Source organism: Mycobacterium sp. NGS54 (assembly GCF_059812465.1).
Genome location: NZ_JCALCS010000002.1, coordinates 444,243 through 466,524, shown reverse-complemented (window position 1 = coordinate 466,524; position 22,282 = coordinate 444,243). Strand labels below are relative to the sequence as shown.

Here is a 22,282-nt window from a genome sequence, read left to right as displayed (position 1 = left end):
CCGAACGTGGCGGCCGGGGTGGTGTTGCTGTGGATGGGCGCGCTGAGCGTCTTCGACATCCGGCGGCGCCGGCTGCCCAACCTGCTGACGCTGCCCGGGGCTGTTGGCATCCTGCTGGCGGCCGCCCTGACCGGCCACGGGCAGCCGGCGCTGGCCGGCGCGGCGGCGCTGACCGGTACCTACCTGCTGGTGCACCTCGTCGCGCCCGCGGCGATGGGGGCCGGTGACGTCAAGCTGGCGGCCGGGCTGGGCGGCCTAGCCGGCTGTTTCGGGCCCGACGTGTGGTTCCTCGCGGCGCTGGCGGCGCCGCTGCTGACCGCGCTGGCGGGCCTGGTCGCGTGGTGGCGCGGCGCGCGGACCGTGCCGCATGGCCCGTCGATGTGCCTGGCCACCGCGGGCGCGGCGGGGTTGGCCTTGCTCGGTTGAGCGCATGGGAGAATGGCCGGGTGTTGCGCTGGATCACCGCCGGAGAATCCCATGGTCGCGCGCTGGTGGCCGTGGTGGAAGGCATGGTTGCCGGCGTCGGCGTCACGTCCAACGAAATCGCCGATCAGCTGGCTCGCCGCCGCCTGGGCTACGGTCGCGGCGCGCGGATGAAGTTCGAGCGCGACGCGGTGACCATCCTGTCCGGGATCCGCCACGGCGTCACCCTGGGCGGGCCGATCGCGATCGAGATCGGCAACACCGAGTGGCCGAAGTGGGAAACCGTGATGGCCACCGACCCGGTGGACCCGGCCGAACTGACGAACAGCGCCCGCAACGAACCGCTGACCCGGCCGCGGCCCGGCCACGCCGACTACGCGGGCATGTTGAAGTACGGCTTCGACGACGCCCGGCCGGTGCTGGAGCGGGCCAGCGCCCGCGAGACCGCGGCGCGGGTGGCCGCCGGGACCGTGGCCCGCTCGTTCCTGCGTCAGGCGCTCGGCGTCGAGGTGCTCTCGCACGTCATCGCCATCGGCCCGTCAAAGCCCTACGACGGTCCGCCGCCACGCCCGGAGGACCTGGCCGCGATCGACGACAGCCCGGTCCGCGCGTTCGACAAGGCGGCCGAGGAAGCCATGATCGCCGAGATCGAGGCGGCCAAGAAGGACGGCGACACCCTCGGCGGCGTCGTCGAGGTGGTGGCGCTGGGCCTGCCGGTCGGGCTGGGCTCGTTCACCAGCGGCGACAACCGGCTGGACAGCCAGCTCGCCGCCGCCGTGATGGGCATCCAGGCGATCAAGGGCGTCGAGATCGGCGACGGCTTCGAGACCGCCCGTCGCCGCGGCAGCCGCGCCCACGACGAGATGTACCCCGGGCCCGACGGTGTCGTCCGCTCGACCAACCGCGCCGGCGGGCTGGAAGGCGGCATGACCAACGGCCAGCCGCTGCGGGTGCGCGCCGCGATGAAGCCCATTTCCACCGTCCCGCGGGCCCTGGCCACCGTCGACATGGCGACCGGCGACGAGGCCGTCGCGATCCATCAGCGCTCGGACGTGTGCGCGGTGCCGGCCGCCGGCGTCGTGGTCGAGACCATGGTCGCGCTGGTGCTGGCCCGCGCGGCGCTGGAAAAGTTCGGCGGCGACTCGCTGACCGAAACCCGCCGCAACGTCGAGTCCTACCAGCGCGCGGTCGCCGATCGGGAATCGCCCGCCGCGCGCGGTACCGCATGATGCCCCCCAAGGCGGTGCTCGTGGGGCTGCCGGGCTCCGGCAAGTCCACCATCGGGCGGCGGCTGGCCAAGGCGCTCGGGGTTGGCCTGCTCGACACCGACGCGGCGATCGAGCAGCAGACCGGACGCAGCATCGCCGACATCTTCGCCACCGACGGGGAGCAGGAGTTCCGCCGCATCGAGGAACAGGTCGTGCGCGCGGCGCTGGCCGACCACGACGGCGTCCTCTCGCTCGGCGGCGGAGCCGTCACCAGCCCCGGCGTGTGCGAGGCGCTCACCGGGCACACGGTCATCTACCTGGAGATCGGCGCGCGCGAGGGGGTGCGGCGCACCGGCGGGACCGCCGTGCGCCCGCTGCTGGCCGGGCCGGACCGCGCCGAGAAATACCGCGAGCTGATGGCCAAACGCGTCCCGCTGTACCGGCGCGTCGCGACCATCCAGGTCGACACCAACCGCCGCAATCCCGGCGCGGTGGTCCGCAACATCCTCAGCCGGTTGGAGACGACGAGCGGGGCCACCACATGACCGCCGCCCCGGTCACCGTGCACGTGGCCGTCGAAGAACCGTATCCGGTGGTGATCGGCACCGGCCTGCTCGGCCAGCTGGAGAACCTACTGTCCGGGCGGCACCGCGTCGCCGTCCTGCATCAGCCGGTCCTGGCCGACACCGCCGAGGAGATCCGAAGCCGCCTGGCCGACAAGGGGATTGACGCACACCGCATCGAGATCCCGGACGCCGAGGCGGGCAAGGACCTGCCCGTCGTCGGATTCATCTGGGAGGTGTTGGGCCGCATCGGGATCGGCCGCAAGGACGCCCTGGTCAGCCTGGGCGGCGGCGCCGCCACCGACGTCGCCGGTTTCGCGGCCGCGACCTGGCTGCGCGGCGTCGACATCGTGCACGTCCCCACCACGTTGCTCGGCATGGTCGACGCGGCCGTCGGCGGCAAGACCGGCATCAACACCGACGCCGGCAAGAACCTGGTCGGCGCGTTCCATCAGCCACTGGCCGTCCTCGTCGACCTGGAGACGCTGAAGACGTTGCCGCGCAACGAACTCGTCGCCGGGATGGCCGAGGTGGTGAAGGCGGGGTTCATCGCCGACCCGGTGATCCTCGACCTCATCGAGGCCGACCCGCAGTCCGCGCTGGATCCCGCGGGCGACGTGCTGCCGGAACTGATCCGGCGCGCGATCGCCGTCAAGGCCGAGGTCGTCGCCGCCGACGAGAAGGAGTCGGAGCTGCGCGAAATCCTCAACTACGGACACACTTTGGCGCACGCGATCGAGCGCCGGGAGCACTACCGGTGGCGCCACGGCGCCGCGGTGTCGGTGGGCCTGGTGTTCGCCGCGGAGCTGGCCCGCCTCGCCGGCCGGCTGGACGACGACACCGCGGCGCGGCACCGCAGCATCCTGACCTCGCTCGGACTGCCGGTCACCTACGACGCCGACGCGTTGCCGCAGTTGCTGGAATACATGGCAGGGGACAAGAAAACCCGTGCCGGCGTGCTTCGGTTCGTCGTCCTCGACGGGCTCGGGAAGCCGGGCCGGTTGACGGGACCCGACCCGTCGCTGCTGGCCGCGGCCTACTCGGGGTTGGAGGCGTTATGACGGTGAATGTCATCAACGGCCCGAACCTGGGCCGGCTGGGCCGCCGCGACCCCGACGTGTACGGCGACACCACGCACGAACAACTGACGGTGCTGATCGAACGCGAAGCCGCCGCTCTCGGCCTCAAAGTCGTTGTGCGGCAAAGCGATAACGAAGCACAGCTGCTGAACTGGATTCACCTGGCGGCCGATGCCGGCGAACCGGTGATCCTCAACGCCGGCGGCCTGACCCACACCTCGGTGGCGCTGCGCGACGCGTGCGCCGACCTGAGTGCGCCGCTGATCGAGGTGCACATCTCCAATGTGCATGCCCGCGAGGAGTTTCGGCGGCACTCCTACATCAGCCCGGTCGCGACCGGGGTGATCGTCGGGCTTGGCGTCCAGGGCTACCTGCTCGCCCTGCGCTACCTGGCCGACGCGGGTTAACCTTTTTCCGGCTCGGAGCCCGGCTTGGTGTGCCTCGCGTCGTCGGTGCGGATGACCTCCGTCTTGGCGTCGTCTTGGCCCGTCGGGATGACTTCCGTGGGCGCGTCGCGCTCGGCGGTCGCGACCGAACCGGTGCGTTCCTCGGCCTGCACACCCGGGGCCGTCTGCGCCGGTATCTCGCCCGTCGGTGCCTCGTCGCCGCGGACGGCCGAGAAGACGTCGGTGTCGGCCCGCTCGTCGCCCGGCTCGTGCGGGCGGGGCGGCGGGTTGCGGTCGATGCGCCAGCGGCCCACGGCCACACCGATGATCCCCGGCAGGAAGACGAGCAGCGCGGTGAACGCCGCGAACGTCGTCACCTCGTTGATCAGGCCCCCGGTATACAGCCCCGTGTAGGCCAGCGCGATGAGCCAGGCGACGGCGCCGCTGAGGATGCCGGCCAGCAGGCCGGCCAGCAGCCACGTCATGGCCAGGTCCTGGCGGCGGTCCGGATCGGGCTGCGCCGTGGCGTCCGCCCGACCGTCGAGCACCCCCCACACGACGACGCCGATCACGAACAGGAGCAGCAGCACGATGCTGATCAACCCGGCCTGTGTTTGCCACGCGTTGATCAACGCACCTTGTATCAAACGGACGACGACCATCGCGGCGGCGAACACCAATCCGCGCAGGATCCAGTTCCTCATGAAGGGAAAGCCTAGCGAGTACCGTCAAGGGTCGTGACACATTCCCAGCGCCGAGACAAGCTGAAAGCGCAGATCGGGGCCAGCGGGCTGGACGCGATGCTGGTCACGGACCTGGTCAACGTGCGGTATCTGTCCGGTTTCTCCGGATCGAACGGCGCGTTGCTGGTGTTTGCCGACGACCGCGACCCCGTGCTGGCCACCGACGGCCGGTACCGCACCCAGGCCGCCGCGCAGGCGCCCGACCTCGAGGTCGCCATCGAGCGCGCGGTCGGGCGGTACCTGGCGGGCCGGGCCGCCGACGCCGCCGTCGGCAAGCTGGGCTTCGAGAGCAACGTGGTCACCGTCGACGGCTTCGACGCGCTGACCGGCGAGATCGAGGAGCGCAAGGCTTCGACCGAATTGGTGCGGGCCGCAGGGACCGTCGAGGCGTTGCGCGAGGTCAAGGACGCCGGCGAGGTCGCGCTGCTGCGCCTGGCCTGCGAGGCGGCCGACGCCGCGCTGGCCGATCTGGTGGCGCGCGGCGGCCTGCGGCCCGGGCGCACCGAACGCGAGGTGAGCCGCGAACTGGAGTCGCTGATGCTCGACCACGGCGCGGACGCGATCTCGTTCGAGACGATCGTGGCCGCCGGGCCGAATTCGGCGATCCCGCACCACCGCCCGACCGACGCGGTGCTGGCCGAGGGCGACTACGTCAAGATCGACTTCGGCGCCCTGGTCGCCGGCTACCACTCCGACATGACCCGCACCTTCGTGCTGGGCAGGGCCGCCGACTGGCAGCTGGAGATCTACCAGCTGGTCGCCGAGGCGCAGCGCGCCGGCCGCGAGGCCCTGAAGCCGGGCGCCAACCTGCGCGAGGTGGACGGCGCCGCGCGCCAGCTGATCGCCGACGCCGGCTACGGCGAGCAGTTCGGCCACGGCCTGGGGCATGGGGTGGGCCTGCAGATCCACGAAGCGCCCGGAATCGGCGCCACGTCCGCCGGCACGCTGCTGGCGGGGTCGGTGGTCACCGTGGAGCCCGGCGTCTACCTGCCCGGCCGTGGCGGCGTGCGCATCGAGGACACCCTCGTCGTGCCGGACGGCGCCGACGGGCACGGCCCCGAACTGCTGACGCGGTTCCCCAAGGAACTGGCCATTCTCAGCTAGCTGGTGCCGTTGGCCCCGTGGGCGCCGTTCAACAGCCCACCAGCACCTCCGGGGCCGCCTTGGCCGTTGGTGAAGCCGGTCCCGCCGTTGCCGCCGTTGCCGCCGTTGCCGACCAGCTTGGCGTTGCCGCCGGCGCCGCCGGCGCCGCCACCGCCGTCGCTGTTGCCGCCGTTGCCACCGCCACCGCCGGAGCCGAAGAGGGCGGCGTCGCCGCCGTTGCCGCCGTGGCCGCCGTTGAGGGCGACGCCGCCCTGGCCGCCGACTCCGCCGTCGCCGAACAGCGCCCCGGCGGCGCCGCCGTTGCCGCCGGCGCCGCCGTGCGGGCTGCCCTGGTCGCCGGCTCCACCGCCGGCCCCGCCCGCGCCGCCGTTGCCGGCGACCAGGCCGCCGTGCCCGCCGCCGCCTCCGGCGCCGCCGTTGCCCTGGGCGCTGTCGCCGCCGATGCCGCCCCCGCCGCCGTTGCCGTAGAGCAGGCCCCCGTTGCCGCCGGCGCCGCCGGCGCCCCCGTCGCCGTGGGCGCCGCCGCCTCCGGCGCCGCCGAGGCCGCCGCTGCCGAACAGGCCCGCCGACCCGCCGGCGCCGCCGACGCCGCCGGACCCGGCCGAACCCCCGGCCGCGCCGCCGTTGCCGCCGCCTCCGTAGATGAGGCCGCCCGCCCCGCCGGCCCCGCCGTTCGCGGCTTGGCCGCCGGTGCCGCCGGCGCCGCCGCGACCGAACAGCCCGGCGGCACCGCCGGCGCCGCCGGCCACTCCGCCGGCCGTGCTGTTGCCGCCGGCGCCGCCGTTGCCCCACAGGATCCCGCCGGCCTGGCCGGGGGTGCCGACGCCCTGAGCGTTGGTGATCCCGTTGGCGCCGTTGCCGATCAGCGGGCGTCCCAGCAGTATCTCGGTGGGCTCGTTGATCACCGCGAGGATGTCCTGCTCGAGGGTCTGCAGCGGGTTGGCGTTGGCGGCCTCGGCGCCGGCGTACTGCGCCACCCCGGCGTTCATCAGCCCGACGAATTGCTGGTGGAACTGTGCGGCCTGGGCGCTGAGCGCCTGGTAGGCCTGCCCGTGCGCCCCGAATATTGACGCGATGGCTGCCGACACCTCGTCGCCGGCGGCCGCCAGCACGTTGGACGTCGGGACCGCGGCCGCGGCGTGGGCGGCATCGAGCGCCGAGCCGATGTTTGCCAGATCCGATGCGGCCGACGACATGAACTCCGGCGCCGCAATGACAAACGACATGCCTACCTCCCAGTTGCCCCAAACCCGTTGGCGGCGACGCTAGCGATCGGGGGACTGGGCGTTCAATTAGGGATTTCCCTACAAAGTTGGCCGGACGCGACGCCCAAAGTTGGCCATTTGTTAAGTTTTCGCGCGCGCACCGGCAGGCTAGGCTGACCGGGTGCGAGAGCCGACATGTCGTATTTGACCGCGGCGCCGGAGGTAATCGCCTCCGCGGCAACGGATTTGGCAGGCATCGGCTCGAATCTCAGCGCCGCGCACATCGCGGCGGCCGCCCCGACCCTCGCGGTGCTGCCCGCGGCCGCCGATGAGGTGTCGGTGACCATCGCGAACTTCTTCGCCCGGCACGCCGAGCACTACCAGGCGCAGGCCGGTCAGGCGGCGGCGGCGCAGGAGCAGTTCGTCCAGCAGTTGGCCAGGGGCGCGGGATCGTATGCGGCCGCCGAGGCCGCCAACGCCGCGTTGCTGCCACCCGCGGCCGCGCCCGCGGAATCGATTACCGGCGCCATCTCCGCCCTATGGGGCGATGTGCAGAATTTCTTCGCCGGCGCCCTCACCACTTTCGAACAGATGCTCAATCAATTGGCGGGATTTCTGCTTCCGCTGATTCGCCAAGCCATCGCCTTTTCGACCGCATTCTTCTTTGTTTTCGTGCTGCCGACGATCGACATCGCGCTGAATATCCTGGTCGCCCTCTAGGGGCCGGGGTGCGCGCGATCACTGGCGCACGGTGCGGGCCGGGGCCGCGGCGCGGGTAATCTGCATGGGGCGAACCGACAGCGAAGTTCGCGTGAACTGCCATCCCTGAGGAGATACACCGCCGTGGCATCGACTGCCGACTTCAAGAACGGACTGGTGCTGGAGATCGACGGCCAGCTATGGCAGATCGTCGAGTTCCAGCACGTCAAACCCGGCAAGGGGCCGGCCTTCGTGCGCACCAAGCTGAAAAACGTGCTGTCCGGCAAGGTGGTCGACAAGACGTACAACGCCGGCGTCAAGGTGGAAACCGCCACCGTCGACCGGCGCGACACCACCTACCTGTACCGCGACGGCTCGGACTTCGTGTTCATGGACAGCCAGGACTACGAGCAGCACCACCTGCCGGAGTCCCTGGTCGGCGACGCCGCCCGGTTCCTCCTCGAGAGCCTGCCCGTGCAGGTGGCGTTCCACAACGGGGCGCCGCTGTACCTCGAGCTGCCGGTGTCCGTCGAGCTGGAGGTCACCCACACCGAGCCCGGCCTGCAGGGCGACCGGTCCAGCGCGGGCACCAAGCCCGCCACCGTCGAGACCGGCGCGGAGATCCAGGTGCCCCTCTTCATCAACACCGGGGACAAGCTCAAGGTGGACACCCGCGACGGCAGCTACCTGGGCCGCGTCAACGCGTGAGCCGGCCCCATGGCTGCTAGGGGACGCCATCTGGCGCGCAAGCGCGCCGTCGACCTGCTGTTCGAGGCCGAGGCCCGGGGGCTGACCCCGGTGGAGGTCGTCGACGTCCGGACCGCGCTGGCCGAGGCGAACCCCGACGTGTCGGCGCTGTATCCGTACACGGCCGCCGCGGCCCGGGGGGTGGGCGAGCACATCGCCCACATCGACGACCTGATCAGCACGCACCTGCAGGGCTGGACGCTGGACCGGCTGCCGGCGGTGGACCGGGCCATCCTGCGGGTCGCGGTGTGGGAGCTGCTCTACTCCGACGACGTCCCCGAGCCCGTCGTCGTGGACGAGGCCGTGCAGCTGGCCAAGGAGCTGTCCACCGACGAGTCGCCGGGCTTCGTCAACGGGGTTCTCGGCCAGGTCATGCTGGTGACCCCGCAGATCCGCGCGGCGGCCAAGGCGGTCCGGAAAGAACCATGACCCGGTTGGAGCTGCGGGTGGCCGTCGCCGCCTTCCTGGCCGCGACGGTGGTGCTGGGCGCCATCGTGTGCGCCGCCTACGGGTGGACCGTCGTCGCCTCGGCGCTGGCGATCTACGCGCTGGGCGTCGGCGCCTGGCTGTATCACTCGATCGAACGCCTGATCGTGGCCCGGCGCATCAGCACCGTCCGGTCGGCGGCCCGGCCGCTGCAGCCGCTGCTGCCGGTGATGGCGGCCATCATGGGCCTGACGCAGGCCGTGGTGCGCTCGCTGACCGACGTCACCGAACTGCCGGCGCGCAGCCGGGAGCTTCCGGTGCTGCGCTGGATGGACTCCAGGGCAAATCGGCGCGTCGTTGATGCCGACGACGAGCTGGATCCCTGACCTCGAAACGGGCCACAATAGCGGCTACCGATGGGATGCTGCTGGCTATGAGGCGAACCACCGAGATCCGCGAACGGGGCGATCGCGTCAGCATGCGGCAGGACAGCGCGCCCCAAATGTCTTGCCACACACACACGGACAACGGTACGAGCTGCACTGATGTGAAGAGGGTGACGAGATGAGTCCAGAAACTGCCCGGCCGCGACGACTTCGTGTGTCCGCGCTCGCGGCGGTCGCCAACCCGTCGTACACGCGCGTCGACACCTGGAACCTGCTCGACGACGCGTGCCGTCACCTGCGCGACGTCGACCTCGCCGGGCTGGACAAGACCCACGACATCGCCCGGGTGAAGCGCCTGATGGACCGCATCGCCGCCTACGAGCGGTACTGGTTGTACCCCGGCGCGGCCAACCTCGCGACGTTTCGCGCCCACCTCGAGGGCCTTTCGACGGTGCGCCTCAGCGAGGAGGTGTCGCTGGCGGTACGCCTGTTGAGTGAATACGGCGACCGCGCCGGGCTCTTCGACACCTCCGCGCCGCTGGCCGAGCAGGAATTGGTGGCCCGCGCCAAGCAGCAGCAGTTCTACACCGTGCTGCTCGCCGACGACGCCCCGTCGACGGCGCCCGACAGCCTGGCGGAGTGCCTGCGGGCGCTGCGCACCCCGTCCGACGACGTGCAGTACGAGCTGTTGGTGGTGGGCAGCATCGAGGACGCCATCACCGCGGTCGCGCTGAACGGCGAGATCCAGGCCGCGATCATCCGCCACGACCTGCCGCTGCGCTCGCACGACCGGGTGCCGCTGATGACCACGCTGCTGGGCGCCGCCTGCGAGGATGCCCTGACGACGGACACGCAGGACTGGGTCGAGTGCGCCGAATGGATGCGGGAGCTGCGGCCGCACATCGACCTGTACCTGCTCACCGACGAGTCGATCGCCGCGGAGACCGAGGACGAACCCGACGTCTACGACCGAACGTTCTACCGGCTCAACGACGTCACCGACCTGAACAGCACCGTGCTCGCCGGCCTGCGAAACCGTTTCGCCACACCGTTTTTCGATGCCCTGTGCGCCTACGCGGGGGCACCGGTCGGCCAGTTCCACGCGCTGCCCGTCGCGCGCGGCGCCAGCATCTTCAACTCGAAGTCCCTGCAGGACATGGGCGAGTTCTACGGCCGCAACATCTTCATGGCCGAGACCTCGAGCACCTCTGGGGGCCTGGACTCGCTGCTGGACCCGCACGGCAACATCAAGAAGGCGATGGACAAGGCCGCGGTGACCTGGAACTCCAACCACACCTACTTCGTCACCAACGGGACGTCCACCGCCAACAAGATCGTCGTGCAGGCGCTCACGCGCCCGGGCGACATCGTGCTGATCGACCGCAACTGCCACAAGTCGCACCACTACGGGCTGGTGCTCGCCGGGGCCTACCCGCTGTACCTGGACGCCTACCCGCTGCCCGAGTACGCGATCTACGGTGCCGTGTCGCTGCACACGATCAAGAAGGCGCTGCTGGACCTCGAGGCGGCCGGCCAGCTGCACCGGGTCCGAATGCTGTTGCTCACCAACTGCACCTTCGACGGCGTCGTCTACAACCCGCGCCGGGTGATGGAGGAGGTGCTGGCGATCAAGCCGGACATCTGCTTCTTGTGGGACGAGGCGTGGTACGCGTTCGCGACGGCGGTGCCGTGGGCGCGGCAGCGCACCGCGATGGTGTCCGCGGAACGCCTCGAGCAGATGCTGGCGTCGCCGGAATACGCTGCGGAATACCGGAATTGGGCCGCGGAGATGGAAGGGGTCGACCGCTCGGAGTGGGTCGATCGGCCGCTGCTCCCCGACCCCGCGAAGGCGCGGGTCCGGGTTTATGCCACGCATTCCACGCACAAGTCGCTTTCGGCGTTTCGGCAGGCGTCGATGGTGCACGTCCGCGACCAGGACTTCAAGGCGCTCACCCGCGACGCGTTCGTCGAGGCGTTCTTGACCCACACCTCGACGTCGCCGAACCAGCAGCTGCTGGCGTCGCTGGACCTGGCGCGCCGGCAGGTCGACATAGAGGGCTTCGAGCTGGTGCGCAACACCTACAACATGGCGCTGGTCTTCCGGCACCGCGTGCGCAAGGACCGCCTGATCGGCAAGTGGTTCCGCATTCTCGACGAGTCGGACCTCGTCCCCGACGAGTTCCGCGCGTCGTGCGTCAGCTCGTACCGCGAGGTCCGGCAGGGCGCCCTGGCCGAGTGGAACGAGGCGTGGCGGTCGGACCAGTTCGTGCTGGACGCGACGCGCGTCACGCTGTTCATCGGCAAGACCGGCATGAACGGCTACGACTTCCGCGAGAAGATCCTGATGGAGCGGTTCGGAATTCAGATCAACAAAACGTCCATCAACAGCGTTTTGCTGATCTTCACCATCGGGGTCACCTGGTCGAGCGTGCACTACCTGCTCGACGTGCTGCGCCGCATCGCGACCGACTTCGAGCGCAGCCAGAGCATCGGCGGCAAGGACGACCGCGCCCTGCAGCAGCGCCGGGTCGAGGAGATCACCGAGGACCTGCCGCACCTGCCGGACTTCAGCGAATTCGACATGGCGTTCCGCCCTGTCGACGCCTGCATGTTCGGGGACATGCGGTCGGCCTTCTATGCGGGATACGAGGAGTCGGACCGCGAACACGTGCTGATCGGCATGGCGGGCCGGCGGCTCGCGGAGGGCCGGACGCTGGTGTCCACCACGTTCGTGGTGCCCTACCCGCCCGGCTTCCCGGTGCTGGTCCCGGGTCAGGTGGTGTCCAAGGAGATCGTCTATTTCCTGGCCCAGCTCGACGTCAAGGAGATCCACGGCTACAACCCCGACCTGGGGCTGTCGGTCTTCACCGACGCCGCGCTGGCGCGAATGGAGGCCCAGCGCAACGCGGCGACGGCCGCGGTCGGTTCGGCGTACCCGGTCTTCGAGCTGCCGGCCGACGCTGCAGCGCGCAACGGCGATGCCGTCGCGCAGCCGGTGACCGGGGGCGCCTGAGCGGCTCTAGCCGGACACGGCCGGCAAGTCGGACAGGCCCTGCCGGATTCCCCGGGCTATCGCGTCCTGAGGGGCCGGGCTGCCGGTGGGTGCCGCCTGTTGGCAGCTGCAGCTGAGGGCGCTGAAGACGCTGGGGTCGGCGCCGGCCGTGGCCGATCCGACGACGCCGGCGCCCACGCAAATGGCAACGCCGATCAGGATTTTGCTGATGAATTTCGTCAACTTTCCCATGACGAGTCCAGCCTAGGCGCGCGTCGCTGGGAATCCGCTGGGAAGCCCTGTGAATCAGGCGGTTTCCGCCGCCGCGCCGTCGTGCGGCTGGCCGGGATGGCGCCCCGGACGCTGCGGCAGGATGACGATCAGCGCGACGAGAATCGCGGCGATGACCGCCGAGGCCAGCGGACGGCTTAGGGCCAGCCCGCCGTCGGCGACGGGCTTGTCGATGAAGTCGCCGACGGTCGCGCCCAGCGGCCTGGTCAGGATGAAGGCGACCCAGAACAGGACCACCCGCGACACGCCGGTCCAGTAGTACAGGGCCACGACCACCAGCAGGGCCGCGCCGAACACCAGCGCACCGCGCTCGTAGCCGAAACCGCGGGTGTCGGCGAGCCAGTCGCCGAGCGCGGTGCCCAGCGTCTGGGAGAACGTGATCGTCGCCCAGTAGAACGCCTCGACCTTCGGGGTCGAAACGGTGCTCACCGACACCGTTCCCTGCGACCAGCGCCAAAGCCCCAGCGTCGCCAGCAGGAGACCCAACAGCAGCAGCGATCCGCCCGTGTAGCCGATGCCCAGTTGTCGGTCGGCGAAATCGGCCAGCGTCGTGCCGAACGTCGTCGACGCCACGATCGTGGCCCAGTACAGGCTCGCGTGGAATTGCTCGGCGAAGATCTGCGCCGCGACCAGGACGACGAGCGCGACGCCGAACAGCGTGACGCCGGCGGCGTAGCCCCAATTCAGCGTCATCGTGACGGTGTCGCCACCCGTCTCGCCCAGGGTCGTCGCGAGGATCTTGATCACCCAAAAGCCCAGGGTGACCGCCGGCACCTTCGTCAAAGCTTGTTTGGCCGCGTCATCGGTCACGTAGTGATCCTCCCACGGCACCCGGCGTAGGTACCGGCGCATTGCGCGTCAACATTAGATAACGGTTATGAATTACCTTAGAAATCAATAAGTTTCGGGCGCTGCGATTTCCGGTGCCCGCCAAACACTGTGGCAACATTGTTGAATGGGTGCGCGGTGGTCAATCATGGCCGTCTCGTTGGGGGTGACGGCGAGTTCTTTTCTTTTCATCAACGGTGTGGCGTTCCTGATTCCCTCGTTCGAGGCGCGCCGCGGCATGTCGCTGACCGTGGCCGTCCTGCTGTCGTCGATGCCGAGTTGGGGCATGGTGGTCACGCTCGTCTTCTGGGGCTACGTGCTGGACCGGGTCGGCGAGCGCACCGTGCTGACGGCGGGCTCGGTGTTTACCGCGACCGCGGCCTACGCCGCCGCGTCGGCCCATTCGGTGCCGATGATCGGTGTCTTTTTGTTCATCGGCGGGATGGCCGCGGCGAGCTGCAACACCGCCGGCGGCCGACTGGTGTCCGCCTGGTTCCCGCCGCGGCAACGCGGCCTGGCGATGGGCATCCGCCAAACCGCGCAGCCGCTGGGAATCGCCTTGGGCGCGTTGGTTATTCCCGAGCTGGCCGAAAGCGGCCCGCACCGGGGACTGATGTTCCTCGCGGTGATGTGCACTGTGGCGGCGGTCGCTAGCGTGATCGGAATCGTCGATCCGCCAAGGAAATCCCGCAAGGCGGCGGCCGCGGAGGAACTGGCCAGCCCGTATCGCGGCTCGTTCGTGTTGTGGCGGATCCACGCGGTGGCCGGCCTGCTGATGATCCCGCAGACGGTGACCGTGACGTTCATGCTCGTGTGGCTGATGGATCGCCATGGTTGGTCGGTGGCGGCCGCCGGCGGCCTGGTCACCCTCTCCCAGGTGCTGGGCGCCGTGGGCCGAATCGCGGTGGGCCGCTGGTCCGATCGCGTCGGCTCGCGTATGCGCCCGGTCCGCACCATCGCCATCGCCGCGGCCCTGACCCTGTTCGTGCTCGCCCTCACTGACGGCACGGGTTCGGGGTACGCCGTGTTGCTGATGCTCGCCGTCGCGGTGCTCGCAGTCCTCGACAACGGGTTGGAGGCCACCGCGATCACGGAGTTCGCCGGGCCGTTCTGGAGCGGACGTGCGCTGGGCCTGCAGAACACCACGCAGCGGCTGATGGCCGCAGCCGGACCGCCGGTGTTCGGTGCGCTGATCGCGGCGGCCGAGTACCCGGCCGCCTGGGCGCTGTGCGGCTTGTTCCCGCTGGCCGCGGCGCCGTTGGTGCCCACCGGGTTGTTGCCGCCCGGCCTGGACAACCGACCGCCGCCACCGCCGCAGCGGGAAATGGCCGAGGCCGCGCGACCGTAATTTTTGCCCACCGGGATCCCAAAGACGTCGCCCTTCCCCGGGTGGCGCAATAGCTCGCGCCGATTAACCATCTAGCGCAGGATCTTGGCGTAGAGCAGGCTGTCCTGCGGCTCGGGGCCCATGGTGGGGAAGACGGCGTAGCGGCCGAGCCGGCCCTCCAGGACGAAACCGGCGTGCTCCAATAGTCGTGCCGAGCGCGCGTTTTCGACGCTGCACGATGCCCAGACGCGATACACCCCGCGATCGGCTTTCAGCGCGGTCAGCAGCAGGTCGAGCACCTCGGACATGTAACCCTTGCCCCACCACCGCCGTCCCAGGCAGTAACCGATCTCGACCGAGTGCGGCACCGGGCGCCGGCAGCTGGTCAGCCCGATGAGCTCGCCGCTGTGTTTCAGCGCGATCGCCCAGGTCCGCTCCTCGTCGCTGACGTTCAGCTTTTCGGTGATGACCCGCCGCGTCGCCCCCACGTCGGGGTGCGGCGCCCACAGCAGATACTTGGTGACCTCGGGATCGCGGGCGATCCGCTGGAACAGCGCGCCCGCGTCGTCCAGCATCGGTGGGCGCAACACCAGCCGTTGCCCGGTGATGCGGACGGGCGGGTAGTCGACCATGGCCCTAGAGCCCGAGCGCCTGATAGGTGCGGCGGACGAATTTCGGTTGTGCCGATTGAAGTTTCGACAACGACGTGTTGCCCGCGACGGCCGCGGCAACGTCCGCGGACATATCGGGCAGGTTCTGGACCAGATACAGCAGAACCAGATCGGCGGTCGGGTCGGCCTGCCACCACGTGCCGTATGCGCCGGGCCAGCTGAACGTTCCGAGCCCGCCCGGCCCGAACAGCTGTGCGCTCCGGGCCGGGTCGGTCACCACCGACAGGTTCAGTCCGAAGCCGCGACCGACCCAATACGGCGCCCCCAGGAAGTAGTGCCGCTTCTGATCGTCGGTGAGCCGGTCGGTTCGCATCAGCCGGGCGGACTCGGGGGAGAGCACCCGCACGCCGTCGATCGATCCGTCGCCGAGCAGCATCCGCACGAACCGGAGGTAGTCGTCGGCCGTCGACCACAACCCGCCGCCGGCGTTGCAGAAGGACGGTGGCCTGATGTGCGGCGGGCCCATCGCGTCATGGTGCAGCCGGCCCTGCCCGTCGAGCCGATACATGGTCGCGGCGCGGCGGCGCCCTTCCGGGGAGACGAAGAATCCGGTGTCGGGCATGCCCACCGGGCCCAGGACCCGTTCGTCGAGGACCTCGTTGAACGGCTTGCCCTCGATACGAGAAGCGATGACGCCCAGGAGGTCTATGGAATGGCTGTAGGTCAATCGGTCACCGGGCTGATGCACCAGCGGCAGCTTGGCCAGCTCGGCCATCCAGGCGTCCGGACCCTGGTTGAAGGGCAGCCGCACGTAGGCCTTGGCGATCGGCCCGGACACCGAGAAGCCGTAGGCCAGGCCGCTGGTGTGGGTGAGCAGGTCCTCGATCAGGATGGCACGGCCCAGCGGGTGCGTCCGGTCCAGCGGGCCGTGCGGGTCGTCGAGCACCCGCACGTCGGCCAGCTCCGGCGCCCACCGCACGATCGGGTCCTTCAGCGCCAGCTTGCCCTCATCGACCAGGCTCATCACCGCCGCGACCGTGACCGGCTTGGTCATCGACGCGATGCGGAACACGGTGTCCCGCTGCATCGGCAGGCCCGCGTCGATGTCGCGGTAGCCGATCTCATTGACCTGCAGCAGTTCTCCGCGCTGCCAGACCATCGTCAGCGCACCCGCGAGCAGGCCCGCGTCGCACACCTCGCGGATGGAGGCCTGATTGACGTCCAGATTCACCGGTTCAGGGTAATGGGCGCCGGGCTGAACTGTGCGAATAGGGCATCGGTCCTAAACTTGCGCGCGTGGAGTTGCGGGTCACCGAGGATGGTCTGCTTGCCGAAACTGGCTGGTGTGAGTCATTGGCGGTGAGCCTCGCGGGCGGCAGCGCGCCGACGGTAGCTGCGCCGTCCGCGCTGGCCAGCGCGGTGGCGGTGAACGGTGCGCATGCGCAGATCACCGCGGCCGGGACCAGGTGCGGTGCCCGCATTCAAGCCATGGCCACCAAACTGGTGGTGGCGTCAGCCGGCTTCGGCGAGAACGAAGCTCGTTCGGCGGCCGACCTTCGGTCCCTCGGTTCGGTGCAGGTTTGCTAGATGGCGGCCGGCACAGCCCTGCCGACGTTGTCGGAAGTGCAAGCGTTGGACACGGCGTATTTGCGCCTTGCCGCCGACCATTGGACGCGCACCGGCGATCGGTGGGAGCAGGCCTTCAGCGAAGTCCACGAGCGCGTGTCCACGCCTGGCGGGGTCCCGTGGGAAGGGCAGGCCGCGATCGCGGCGCACGAACGCTCCTACGTCGATTTGGTGAAGGTCCGCGGCGCGTCGGATCAGCTGTATGGGGCCGCTGCAGTCGCCGTTCGCGGAGGCCAGCAACTGCAAGCATGCAAAGAAGCCGTGCTGGAGGCGGTCGAAGAGGCGCGCGCCGACCTCTTTAGCGTCGGCGAGGATTATTCCGTCACGGATCGCATGCGTGGCGGCACCTCCGAGTTCCGGGCCGCGCGACTCGCCGTCGCTCAGGGACACGCTTCGTTTATTCGACACCGTCTAGCCGCCCTGGTTGCCAGCGATCGCGACCTCGCGGCGCGAATCACGACCGCTACCAAGGACATCGATACGCTGACGTTCGAGGAGCCCGGCGCGGAGGGCGCCATCGCCGGTAGCGACGAGCACAACATAATCCAGGCCGTCGATAACCACACCTTTAAGGACGCGCCGAATCCCGAACCCGATCCGCCGCCGCCGGCACGCGGTTTGCCGCCGGACGGCGTTCATCCTCCGGTCGCGGGGAACGTGACTGCAGGACCGGCCAGTCGCCCGAGCGAACAAGCCAAGGGCGGCCTGAGTCTGTGGGATGACCGCGGTGGTGAGTGGCGATACGACCCGGGCACTAACCAGTGGCACAACCCACACTGGGATTACAACCCACACGACACCAAGTTCTCGCAATGGCAGAACATCCAGATTGGTGAGCTTTCACCACACACCGCTGAAGCGGCACCTAAGGCGCCCGCGCCGGGACCCGCTGCATCGCCTGCGCCGGCCCCCCAGCCCCCACCCGCGCCGCGTCCGCCACCGCCGGTTGAAGCGCCGCCGGCTCCCAAACCTGTACTGCCAAAAGGCGGAGGAACGCCGATGATTCCGGGCGGACCCGCAACGCCGATCGGGCCCCACGTCGTTCACCCGCCGCACAGCATCCCGCATCACATCCCTGTCCTGGGGGAAGACGATCCTTGGGAAAGTGCCCGGGACTTCGAGTAGCGACTTCGCAGCACCGATCGCTATATGTGCTCGTTGCGTGACAGCACCAGCGTCTGGGCGGGCGTCGAGATGTCGACGTAGAAATGACCTGAATCGGTGGCGCTCTGCGTCATCGCGGTCAACAATTCGATGATCTCGGTGGCCTTGGCATGATCGAGCCGCCATGTAACGCGGTCACCGTGCAGTTCGATGTCGGCGGCACCGGGCTCAATCAGAAAATCGTGAACCGTTCCGTCGCTCTCCAGCCGTGACGTTCCCTGTTCTTGCGCACGAACCAAGGTCGATAGAAGAGTTGTCACTCCATCGGTGTCCATGATCAACAAGACCGCGTCGTCGCCAAAGTAAAACTGCCGAGCCAATTCGGCGCGAACGACCGTCATACTTCCCATGCTTTCTCAGGCCGAAATGGGTTGGCAACAGACGACTCCGGGTCTGAAACTCCAAATTACACGGATTGCAACCAGCCGGTGCACATAGGCCAACAGTGTCGACTCGGCGGGCGCCTCGCTGACCAACTTGGACAAGTTCGTGTCTGCCCGCTTCGCTGCGGAAGCCCACGGCGCCAAGCTGACTCACTGGCTGATTGACCCGACTGTGGCCGAGGCCTTATCGAACCTCAAGAAGCTGTCCAGCGGCTCCAACGAGGCGCTGCTGTCCTTTGTCGAGGACGGCATCGTTATCGCCGGACTGCCGGTTCTGACGTCGACCCACGTCGATAGCGCAACGCTGGTCTGGGGTATCGACAAGACCCAACAGCGGTTCGTCGTCCGCAACGGCACCAAGGTGGAGCGCTTCCCGTCGGTTACCAATGACGGGCAGTGGGTCCGGGGCATCATGCGGGCCGGTTGGGACACCCTGAACCCCGCTGGGATCGTGCGGATCTGGGATGCCACCCCGTGATCCAACCCCCATGGGTACCACTTCGTAACGCCTTGAGGGAAAGGCCCGGAGGCGCCAAACTCCGGGCTTTCCTGGCTGCACCTATAAAAGAACTCGACCTAGGGGGTTAAATGAGAGATCAGGGGAGGTATGGTGCGAAATCTTGCAGTAGACCCGTCACGGCGGGGACGTCGACCGAGAAGGAAAATTGGGGAGCCCCCCCATTCGAGCTGTATACGGAGCCTGACTCCCTAATGCCAAAAGCGGTTGCGTTTACCGATGCCATGCCTCCGTACATATCGGCTGCCGACATCCCTGAGAAAGAGCCGACCTGCACGCTGAACGGGCCGGCTCCGAAATCAAATACCCCTGTCACGTCTTGCTGGATTCCGTCGGCGCCCCACGGCCCGACTACGTCGCTGGTGATGGCGATGCTCGGACCTAATCCCCAATTTGACAGCTGGCTTAGCGAAGAAAGCGACTGTGTTGGGAACAAATAGTTAATATTATTTATGAGATAGCTAATGTTCGACGGGAAGTCGGCTATAGCGTTTCCGATGAACTGTCCAGCACCCGTCACGTAGTTAAAGGCGTTCCCCACGACAAAGCCCGGTGCAAGTCCGCCAAGCAAACCACCGATAGCGCTTAGGTTTTCGGAGAGTGTAGGAACTTCTGCAAATCCTGCGTATGCTTCCTCAAGAATAGCGGCGGACCCTTCCCAAAGGGCGGTGGCCTCTACGGCAACCTCGGAACCAACCTCGGCACCAATCACGGTGCCGCCTCCCGGCTCAAGAAACGTCCCAATAGCACCACCAATTAAAGCGCCGACCGCAGCTGTTTCCCCGGAAATAGCAAGTCTAGTTTCAGCGGTAACTACGGCATTGTAGATCGATTTACCGATATCGCTGCCTGCGAAACTTCCGGCCAAATTACTCCAAAAGCCCGCAGGGCTCGCGGCGGCTGCGGTCCATTGGCCGGTTCCGATTAGCGGGTGACGCAGCGGTGCCACGGCGGGTGTGTTCAACGTGTTCACCAACATTTGCTCGGCGTTAGCGATCTCGGTGTGCACGTACTGAGCTGCGCCGCCATTCAGCAAGTTCGCGAACTCGTCGTGAAACGCTGCCGCCTTGGCACTGACGGTTTGAAACTCCTGGGCGCTTGCGCCAAACAGGGCCGTGATCGCCGTTGACACCTCATCAGCAGCGGGTGCCGCTATGGCCGTCGTCTGAGCCGCTGCTGCGGCGGTCGCAGTTCTTACGGCGGAGCCAATATCCTGCAGATTCCCTGCTGCTGCCGTAACGATGTCAGGCACCACATTGAGCAACGACATGACCGGCTCCTCCTCGCCAGCACCGAGCGGCGGTCACCGGAGTTTACAAGGAATGCTCACACTTGAAACTAGTGATTCTCAAATTTCTTATCGGGTGTTTTAGTTATGTCGCTGACCCGCCCACCGCACCGGTCAGGCTGGCGTACACGGGCGCCGGGCCAGACAGGAGTGGGGCGCTGGGCTAGTGGGGTAGGCCCTGTCCTGCCCCTCGGGGGGTGGCTGCCCTGCCCTGAGGTAGGGGCAGGCAGGTATGGGGTATGGGTACCCCTCGCCCCACGCGGTGGGTGGGCAGGCCCCTGGCCCTGGGAGGGCTTGGGGCACACAGGCATACGGGGCAGGTACGGCCTGCCCCTCGGGCGTCGGGCACTGCGTGCCCTAGCAGGCACACACCCCTCGGGGGTGGTGGGAGGGCACACACCCGGCACAGGCCCCCTGGGGCAGCCCAGGGGGGGTACCCCTCCGGTGCGCCCGTTAGACCGGTACGTAATGCGCCCGCGTGGCTCGATGCGGGCATAGCTGATTTTTTCCAGGCAAAACAAGACAAGACGCTGGTCAGCGGCCAGCGTGACACAACGGAAGGGGGCCAAAAATGGCTCAAAGCGAGCCAGAAGAGGCCGCCCTACCACGGCCGCCAACAGGCCTGCGCGCCCGTGGCAGGCGGCTGTGGCGTGAGCTGCACGCGTCGGCGGAGTTCGACCATGCGCCGGAGACGGTGCTGGTGATCGAGGAGGCGTGTTTCCTGGCCGATGAGCTGGACCGGCTTCGCCGGATCGTCCGGGCAGCGGGGGCAGACACCCGCGTGCTCGGTTACAACAAACAGATCACGTCGATGCCAGAGGTTGATGACCTCCGCAAGACGCAGGCGTTGCTGCTGTCGATGCTGAAGTCGATACGGCTGGACGACGAGATGATGACAGCGTCCGACTTCGGGCGCCGAGGAGTAGAAGGGCGATGGAGATGAGACCTGGGAAGCGACGCAAGCCGACCAAATCGGTTGCGGCTGGGCCGACTACGGCCGACTACTTCAAGCAGCGGCTCCTCTGGAAACCGAGCAACCGACCGTTCCACACAGCCGCCAAGTGGCGGCTGCCGGAAGATCCTGCCCGGCAGCGAATTTGACGTACCGATTACGCCCGGCATGCCCGACCTGAACACGTGTCGGGACTGTTCCTGATCAACCGCTAACGGTCGCAAGCAATTCCGTCGCCGTCGCGGTCCAGCGCGGGGTTGTAGGCGATGTCCCCTCTGGGGATGTTGTAGCGACCGTCCGCGTGGGCTTCCTCGCAATTGCTGTACGGCGGCCCTTTGTGGGCCGGCGGCGATGTGACTTCCGCCGTCGTTCCCGGCGATGGCCCCGGCCCCGGCGGAAGGCGTGGGCTGGTGTGGAAGAAGACGACCAAGACCACCGTGATGACTACGATCGTCGCCACCACCAGGATGCGAATCTTCGTCTCTCTACTGATCGCCACCGTTGCACACCCCTTCGTGTGGGGGCAGCCTACGACGAGGGGCTATGCCCCACGTTGGAATCAAGCGATTTCCGGCTGGGCGGCTCACCTCCGCTCCGTGTCGTGCGACCGCTCTGCAGGCAGCCGATAAATCTCGGCAGTAAACCGCCCATACACCAAGCCCCGCTTCCGCCGCCATGCCAAAAGCTTCCGTCTAAACGCGGCCGCCTTGGAGCGTGGTCGCCATTCGGCTGGCATCATGCCGGTATCTCGTAGCCTGCGGCTCCGCTGAACTGCGTGGTAAATGCGGTTACTCGGGTCGCGTCGGGTAAACGCCCCGTAAGACGCTGGCACGGGAAAATCCGGGGGGACAACGCCTCCGAATGAATCGGGCTCGCGCGTCCCGCGTGATCCGGAAGCTTGCAAAAAGCGCGATCGACTCACTTGCCCAAATCACCAGAGGAAACGGCGCAATTACCAACAAGATTCGGTCTTCCAGAAATGACTCGGGTCCGCGGAGGACCAGTTGAAAGATGGCTGTGAAAACCACACCCCCAACGAAGCCGACTTGGATAACGACATGGCTGAAACGTCCCCAGTCGGTTGGGATGTGATATGCGGCGGCGACCTTGTTTGACAGGTAGTCAGCATGCCTCATCAGCACCTCATGGTGGTTTGGCTGACGATCGGCATCCACGGCTTTCACCGTCTGCATGTGCTTGCGGAGACGCCAAGACCAGAATCGGGCCGGGGTGAAGGGCAGACTCACCAACGTCGCCAACAGCGTTGAAACGCCGGTGGCGACCGCCAGCGTGGTCAACACCCACTGCACGGCTTAATAGTATGTGCGCGATTG

General features: G+C 68.1%; 26 protein-coding genes. 16 read left to right on the top strand and 10 right to left on the bottom strand.

Annotated elements, in window-relative coordinates; translation table 11 throughout:
- The first annotated feature begins 6 nt into the window (after nt 1–6).
- From AC5Y5E_RS06845 to aroQ, 5 genes are read left to right on the top strand one after another with little or no spacing between them, the layout of a single operon-like run.
- Nucleotides 7–426 carry a prepilin peptidase gene (locus tag AC5Y5E_RS06845; RefSeq protein ID WP_499902229.1) on the top strand — a complete coding sequence of 140 codons (420 nt, stop codon included), beginning with the start codon at nt 7–9 and terminating at the stop codon, nt 424–426.
- Between the two features lie 20 nt (nt 427–446).
- On the top strand, nt 447–1,652 hold the full coding sequence (aroC, locus tag AC5Y5E_RS06840; RefSeq protein ID WP_499902622.1) for a chorismate synthase: 1,206 nt from the start codon (nt 447–449) through the stop codon (nt 1,650–1,652).
- Complete coding sequence (locus tag AC5Y5E_RS06835) at nt 1,652–2,176, top strand: shikimate kinase (protein ID WP_499902228.1); 525 nt, start codon at nt 1,652–1,654, stop codon at nt 2,174–2,176. The genes aroC and AC5Y5E_RS06835 overlap by 1 nt, the downstream gene beginning before the upstream one ends.
- Nucleotides 2,173–3,255, top strand: a complete 1,083-nt coding sequence (aroB, locus tag AC5Y5E_RS06830; RefSeq protein WP_499902227.1) for a 3-dehydroquinate synthase — start codon at nt 2,173–2,175, stop codon at nt 3,253–3,255. Before AC5Y5E_RS06835 ends, aroB begins: the two co-directional genes overlap by 4 nt.
- Entirely contained in the window at nt 3,252–3,680 is a 429-nt protein-coding gene (aroQ, locus tag AC5Y5E_RS06825) for a type II 3-dehydroquinate dehydratase (RefSeq protein ID WP_499902226.1), read from the top strand. The genes aroB and aroQ overlap by 4 nt, the downstream gene beginning before the upstream one ends.
- On the opposite strand, the gene AC5Y5E_RS06820 is transcribed toward aroQ, so the two are convergent.
- On the bottom strand, nt 3,677–4,363 hold the full coding sequence (locus tag AC5Y5E_RS06820; RefSeq protein WP_499902225.1) for a B-4DMT family transporter: 687 nt from the start codon (nt 4,361–4,363) through the stop codon (nt 3,677–3,679). The genes aroQ and AC5Y5E_RS06820 overlap by 4 nt on opposite strands.
- A gap of 33 nt (nt 4,364–4,396) precedes the next feature.
- Between AC5Y5E_RS06820 and AC5Y5E_RS06815 the strand changes: the two genes are divergently transcribed.
- Nucleotides 4,397–5,506 carry a M24 family metallopeptidase gene (locus AC5Y5E_RS06815; RefSeq protein ID WP_499902224.1) on the top strand — a complete coding sequence of 370 codons (1,110 nt, stop codon included), beginning with the start codon at nt 4,397–4,399 and terminating at the stop codon, nt 5,504–5,506.
- Here the strand turns inward: AC5Y5E_RS06815 and AC5Y5E_RS06810 are convergent.
- On the bottom strand, nt 5,503–6,732 hold the full coding sequence (locus tag AC5Y5E_RS06810) for a PE family protein (protein ID WP_499902223.1): 1,230 nt from the start codon (nt 6,730–6,732) through the stop codon (nt 5,503–5,505). The two genes, AC5Y5E_RS06815 and AC5Y5E_RS06810, sit on opposite strands and share 4 nt — an antisense overlap.
- A 174-nt stretch (nt 6,733–6,906) precedes the next feature.
- Here AC5Y5E_RS06810 and AC5Y5E_RS06805 point away from each other — a divergent pair, with 174 nt between their 5' ends.
- From AC5Y5E_RS06805 to AC5Y5E_RS06785, 5 genes are all read left to right on the top strand, one after another.
- Nucleotides 6,907–7,431, top strand: a complete 525-nt coding sequence (locus AC5Y5E_RS06805) for a PE family protein (RefSeq protein WP_499902222.1) — start codon at nt 6,907–6,909, stop codon at nt 7,429–7,431.
- A 123-nt stretch (nt 7,432–7,554) separates the two neighbouring features.
- Nucleotides 7,555–8,118: an elongation factor P gene (efp, locus tag AC5Y5E_RS06800; protein ID WP_066929672.1), complete on the top strand. Its 564-nt coding sequence runs from the start codon at nt 7,555–7,557 to the stop codon at nt 8,116–8,118.
- A 9-nt stretch (nt 8,119–8,127) separates the two neighbouring features.
- A complete protein-coding gene (nusB, locus tag AC5Y5E_RS06795; protein ID WP_499902221.1) occupies nt 8,128–8,586 on the top strand; it encodes a transcription antitermination factor NusB in 459 nt (152 codons plus the stop codon).
- A complete protein-coding gene (locus AC5Y5E_RS06790; protein WP_499902220.1) occupies nt 8,583–8,969 on the top strand; it encodes an antitermination protein NusB in 387 nt (128 codons plus the stop codon). Before nusB ends, AC5Y5E_RS06790 begins: the two co-directional genes overlap by 4 nt.
- Before the next feature lie 178 nt (nt 8,970–9,147).
- Complete coding sequence (locus AC5Y5E_RS06785; protein ID WP_499902219.1) at nt 9,148–11,982, top strand: aminotransferase class I/II-fold pyridoxal phosphate-dependent enzyme; 2,835 nt, start codon at nt 9,148–9,150, stop codon at nt 11,980–11,982.
- Nucleotides 11,983–11,988: 6 nt separating this feature from the next.
- Here AC5Y5E_RS06785 and AC5Y5E_RS06780 read toward each other — a convergent pair whose 3' ends face one another.
- Entirely contained in the window at nt 11,989–12,213 is a 225-nt protein-coding gene (locus tag AC5Y5E_RS06780) for a hypothetical protein (RefSeq protein ID WP_499902218.1), read from the bottom strand.
- Nucleotides 12,214–12,267: 54 nt separating this feature from the next.
- Nucleotides 12,268–13,062: a COG4705 family protein gene (locus tag AC5Y5E_RS06775; protein WP_499902217.1), complete on the bottom strand. Its 795-nt coding sequence runs from the start codon at nt 13,060–13,062 to the stop codon at nt 12,268–12,270.
- A gap of 166 nt (nt 13,063–13,228) precedes the next feature.
- Here AC5Y5E_RS06775 and AC5Y5E_RS06770 point away from each other — a divergent pair, with 166 nt between their 5' ends.
- Nucleotides 13,229–14,428 (top strand): MFS transporter, encoded by a 1,200-nt coding sequence (locus AC5Y5E_RS06770; protein WP_499902216.1) that lies wholly within the window; start codon nt 13,229–13,231, stop codon nt 14,426–14,428.
- A 71-nt stretch (nt 14,429–14,499) separates the two neighbouring features.
- Here the strand turns inward: AC5Y5E_RS06770 and AC5Y5E_RS06765 are convergent, their stop codons facing one another.
- Nucleotides 14,500–15,039 carry a GNAT family N-acetyltransferase gene (locus AC5Y5E_RS06765; protein WP_499902215.1) on the bottom strand — a complete coding sequence of 180 codons (540 nt, stop codon included), beginning with the start codon at nt 15,037–15,039 and terminating at the stop codon, nt 14,500–14,502.
- 4 nt (nt 15,040–15,043) lie between these two features.
- Nucleotides 15,044–16,249, bottom strand: a complete 1,206-nt coding sequence (locus AC5Y5E_RS06760; protein WP_499902214.1) for a serine hydrolase domain-containing protein — start codon at nt 16,247–16,249, stop codon at nt 15,044–15,046.
- Between the two features lie 65 nt (nt 16,250–16,314).
- Here AC5Y5E_RS06760 and AC5Y5E_RS06755 point away from each other — a divergent pair, with 65 nt between their 5' ends.
- Nucleotides 16,315–16,605 carry a hypothetical protein gene (locus AC5Y5E_RS06755; RefSeq protein ID WP_499902213.1) on the top strand — a complete coding sequence of 97 codons (291 nt, stop codon included), beginning with the start codon at nt 16,315–16,317 and terminating at the stop codon, nt 16,603–16,605.
- Nucleotides 16,606–17,769 carry a hypothetical protein gene (locus tag AC5Y5E_RS06750; protein ID WP_499902212.1) on the top strand — a complete coding sequence of 388 codons (1,164 nt, stop codon included), beginning with the start codon at nt 16,606–16,608 and terminating at the stop codon, nt 17,767–17,769.
- Nucleotides 17,770–17,789: 20 nt separating this feature from the next.
- Here AC5Y5E_RS06750 and AC5Y5E_RS06745 read toward each other — a convergent pair whose 3' ends face one another.
- Nucleotides 17,790–18,149 (bottom strand): hypothetical protein, encoded by a 360-nt coding sequence (locus tag AC5Y5E_RS06745; RefSeq protein WP_499902211.1) that lies wholly within the window; start codon nt 18,147–18,149, stop codon nt 17,790–17,792.
- A gap of 136 nt (nt 18,150–18,285) precedes the next feature.
- Between AC5Y5E_RS06745 and AC5Y5E_RS06740 the strand changes: the two genes are divergently transcribed.
- Nucleotides 18,286–18,669: a hypothetical protein gene (locus AC5Y5E_RS06740; protein ID WP_499902210.1), complete on the top strand. Its 384-nt coding sequence runs from the start codon at nt 18,286–18,288 to the stop codon at nt 18,667–18,669.
- 118 nt (nt 18,670–18,787) lie between these two features.
- Here AC5Y5E_RS06740 and AC5Y5E_RS06735 read toward each other — a convergent pair whose 3' ends face one another.
- Nucleotides 18,788–19,978 (bottom strand): PE family protein, encoded by a 1,191-nt coding sequence (locus AC5Y5E_RS06735; protein WP_499902209.1) that lies wholly within the window; start codon nt 19,976–19,978, stop codon nt 18,788–18,790.
- Between the two features lie 589 nt (nt 19,979–20,567).
- Between AC5Y5E_RS06735 and AC5Y5E_RS06730 the strand changes: the two genes are divergently transcribed.
- On the top strand, nt 20,568–20,939 hold the full coding sequence (locus AC5Y5E_RS06730) for a hypothetical protein (protein WP_499902208.1): 372 nt from the start codon (nt 20,568–20,570) through the stop codon (nt 20,937–20,939).
- A gap of 220 nt (nt 20,940–21,159) precedes the next feature.
- On the opposite strand, the gene AC5Y5E_RS06725 is transcribed toward AC5Y5E_RS06730, so the two are convergent.
- Nucleotides 21,160–21,447 (bottom strand): excalibur calcium-binding domain-containing protein, encoded by a 288-nt coding sequence (locus AC5Y5E_RS06725; RefSeq protein ID WP_499902207.1) that lies wholly within the window; start codon nt 21,445–21,447, stop codon nt 21,160–21,162.
- A 289-nt stretch (nt 21,448–21,736) separates the two neighbouring features.
- Nucleotides 21,737–22,258, bottom strand: a complete 522-nt coding sequence (locus AC5Y5E_RS06720) for a hypothetical protein (RefSeq protein WP_499902206.1) — start codon at nt 22,256–22,258, stop codon at nt 21,737–21,739.
- Nucleotides 22,259–22,282: the final 24 nt, after the last annotated feature.

Excerpts from the sequence above, each read along its gene's own strand:
- AC5Y5E_RS06835 (WP_499902228.1), top strand. The coding sequence starts at position 1,652 with ATGCCCCCCAAGGCGGTGCTCGTGGGGCTGCCGGGCTCCGGCAAGTCC.
- aroB (WP_499902227.1), top strand. The coding sequence starts at position 2,173 with ATGACCGCCGCCCCGGTCACCGTGCACGTGGCCGTCGAAGAACCGTAT.
- aroQ (WP_499902226.1), top strand. The coding sequence starts at position 3,252 with ATGACGGTGAATGTCATCAACGGCCCGAACCTGGGCCGGCTGGGCCGC.
- AC5Y5E_RS06820 (WP_499902225.1), bottom strand. The coding sequence starts at position 4,363 with ATGAGGAACTGGATCCTGCGCGGATTGGTGTTCGCCGCCGCGATGGTC.
- AC5Y5E_RS06810 (WP_499902223.1), bottom strand. The coding sequence starts at position 6,732 with ATGTCGTTTGTCATTGCGGCGCCGGAGTTCATGTCGTCGGCCGCATCG.
- AC5Y5E_RS06805 (WP_499902222.1), top strand. The coding sequence starts at position 6,907 with ATGTCGTATTTGACCGCGGCGCCGGAGGTAATCGCCTCCGCGGCAACG.
- nusB (WP_499902221.1), top strand. The coding sequence starts at position 8,128 with ATGGCTGCTAGGGGACGCCATCTGGCGCGCAAGCGCGCCGTCGACCTG.
- AC5Y5E_RS06790 (WP_499902220.1), top strand. The coding sequence starts at position 8,583 with ATGACCCGGTTGGAGCTGCGGGTGGCCGTCGCCGCCTTCCTGGCCGCG.
- AC5Y5E_RS06785 (WP_499902219.1), top strand. The coding sequence starts at position 9,148 with ATGAGTCCAGAAACTGCCCGGCCGCGACGACTTCGTGTGTCCGCGCTC.
- AC5Y5E_RS06780 (WP_499902218.1), bottom strand. The coding sequence starts at position 12,213 with ATGGGAAAGTTGACGAAATTCATCAGCAAAATCCTGATCGGCGTTGCC.
- AC5Y5E_RS06770 (WP_499902216.1), top strand. The coding sequence starts at position 13,229 with ATGGCCGTCTCGTTGGGGGTGACGGCGAGTTCTTTTCTTTTCATCAAC.
- AC5Y5E_RS06765 (WP_499902215.1), bottom strand. The coding sequence starts at position 15,039 with ATGGTCGACTACCCGCCCGTCCGCATCACCGGGCAACGGCTGGTGTTG.
- AC5Y5E_RS06750 (WP_499902212.1), top strand. The coding sequence starts at position 16,606 with ATGGCGGCCGGCACAGCCCTGCCGACGTTGTCGGAAGTGCAAGCGTTG.
- AC5Y5E_RS06745 (WP_499902211.1), bottom strand. The coding sequence starts at position 18,149 with ATGACGGTCGTTCGCGCCGAATTGGCTCGGCAGTTTTACTTTGGCGAC.
- AC5Y5E_RS06735 (WP_499902209.1), bottom strand. The coding sequence starts at position 19,978 with ATGTCGTTGCTCAATGTGGTGCCTGACATCGTTACGGCAGCAGCAGGG.
- AC5Y5E_RS06730 (WP_499902208.1), top strand. The coding sequence starts at position 20,568 with ATGGCTCAAAGCGAGCCAGAAGAGGCCGCCCTACCACGGCCGCCAACA.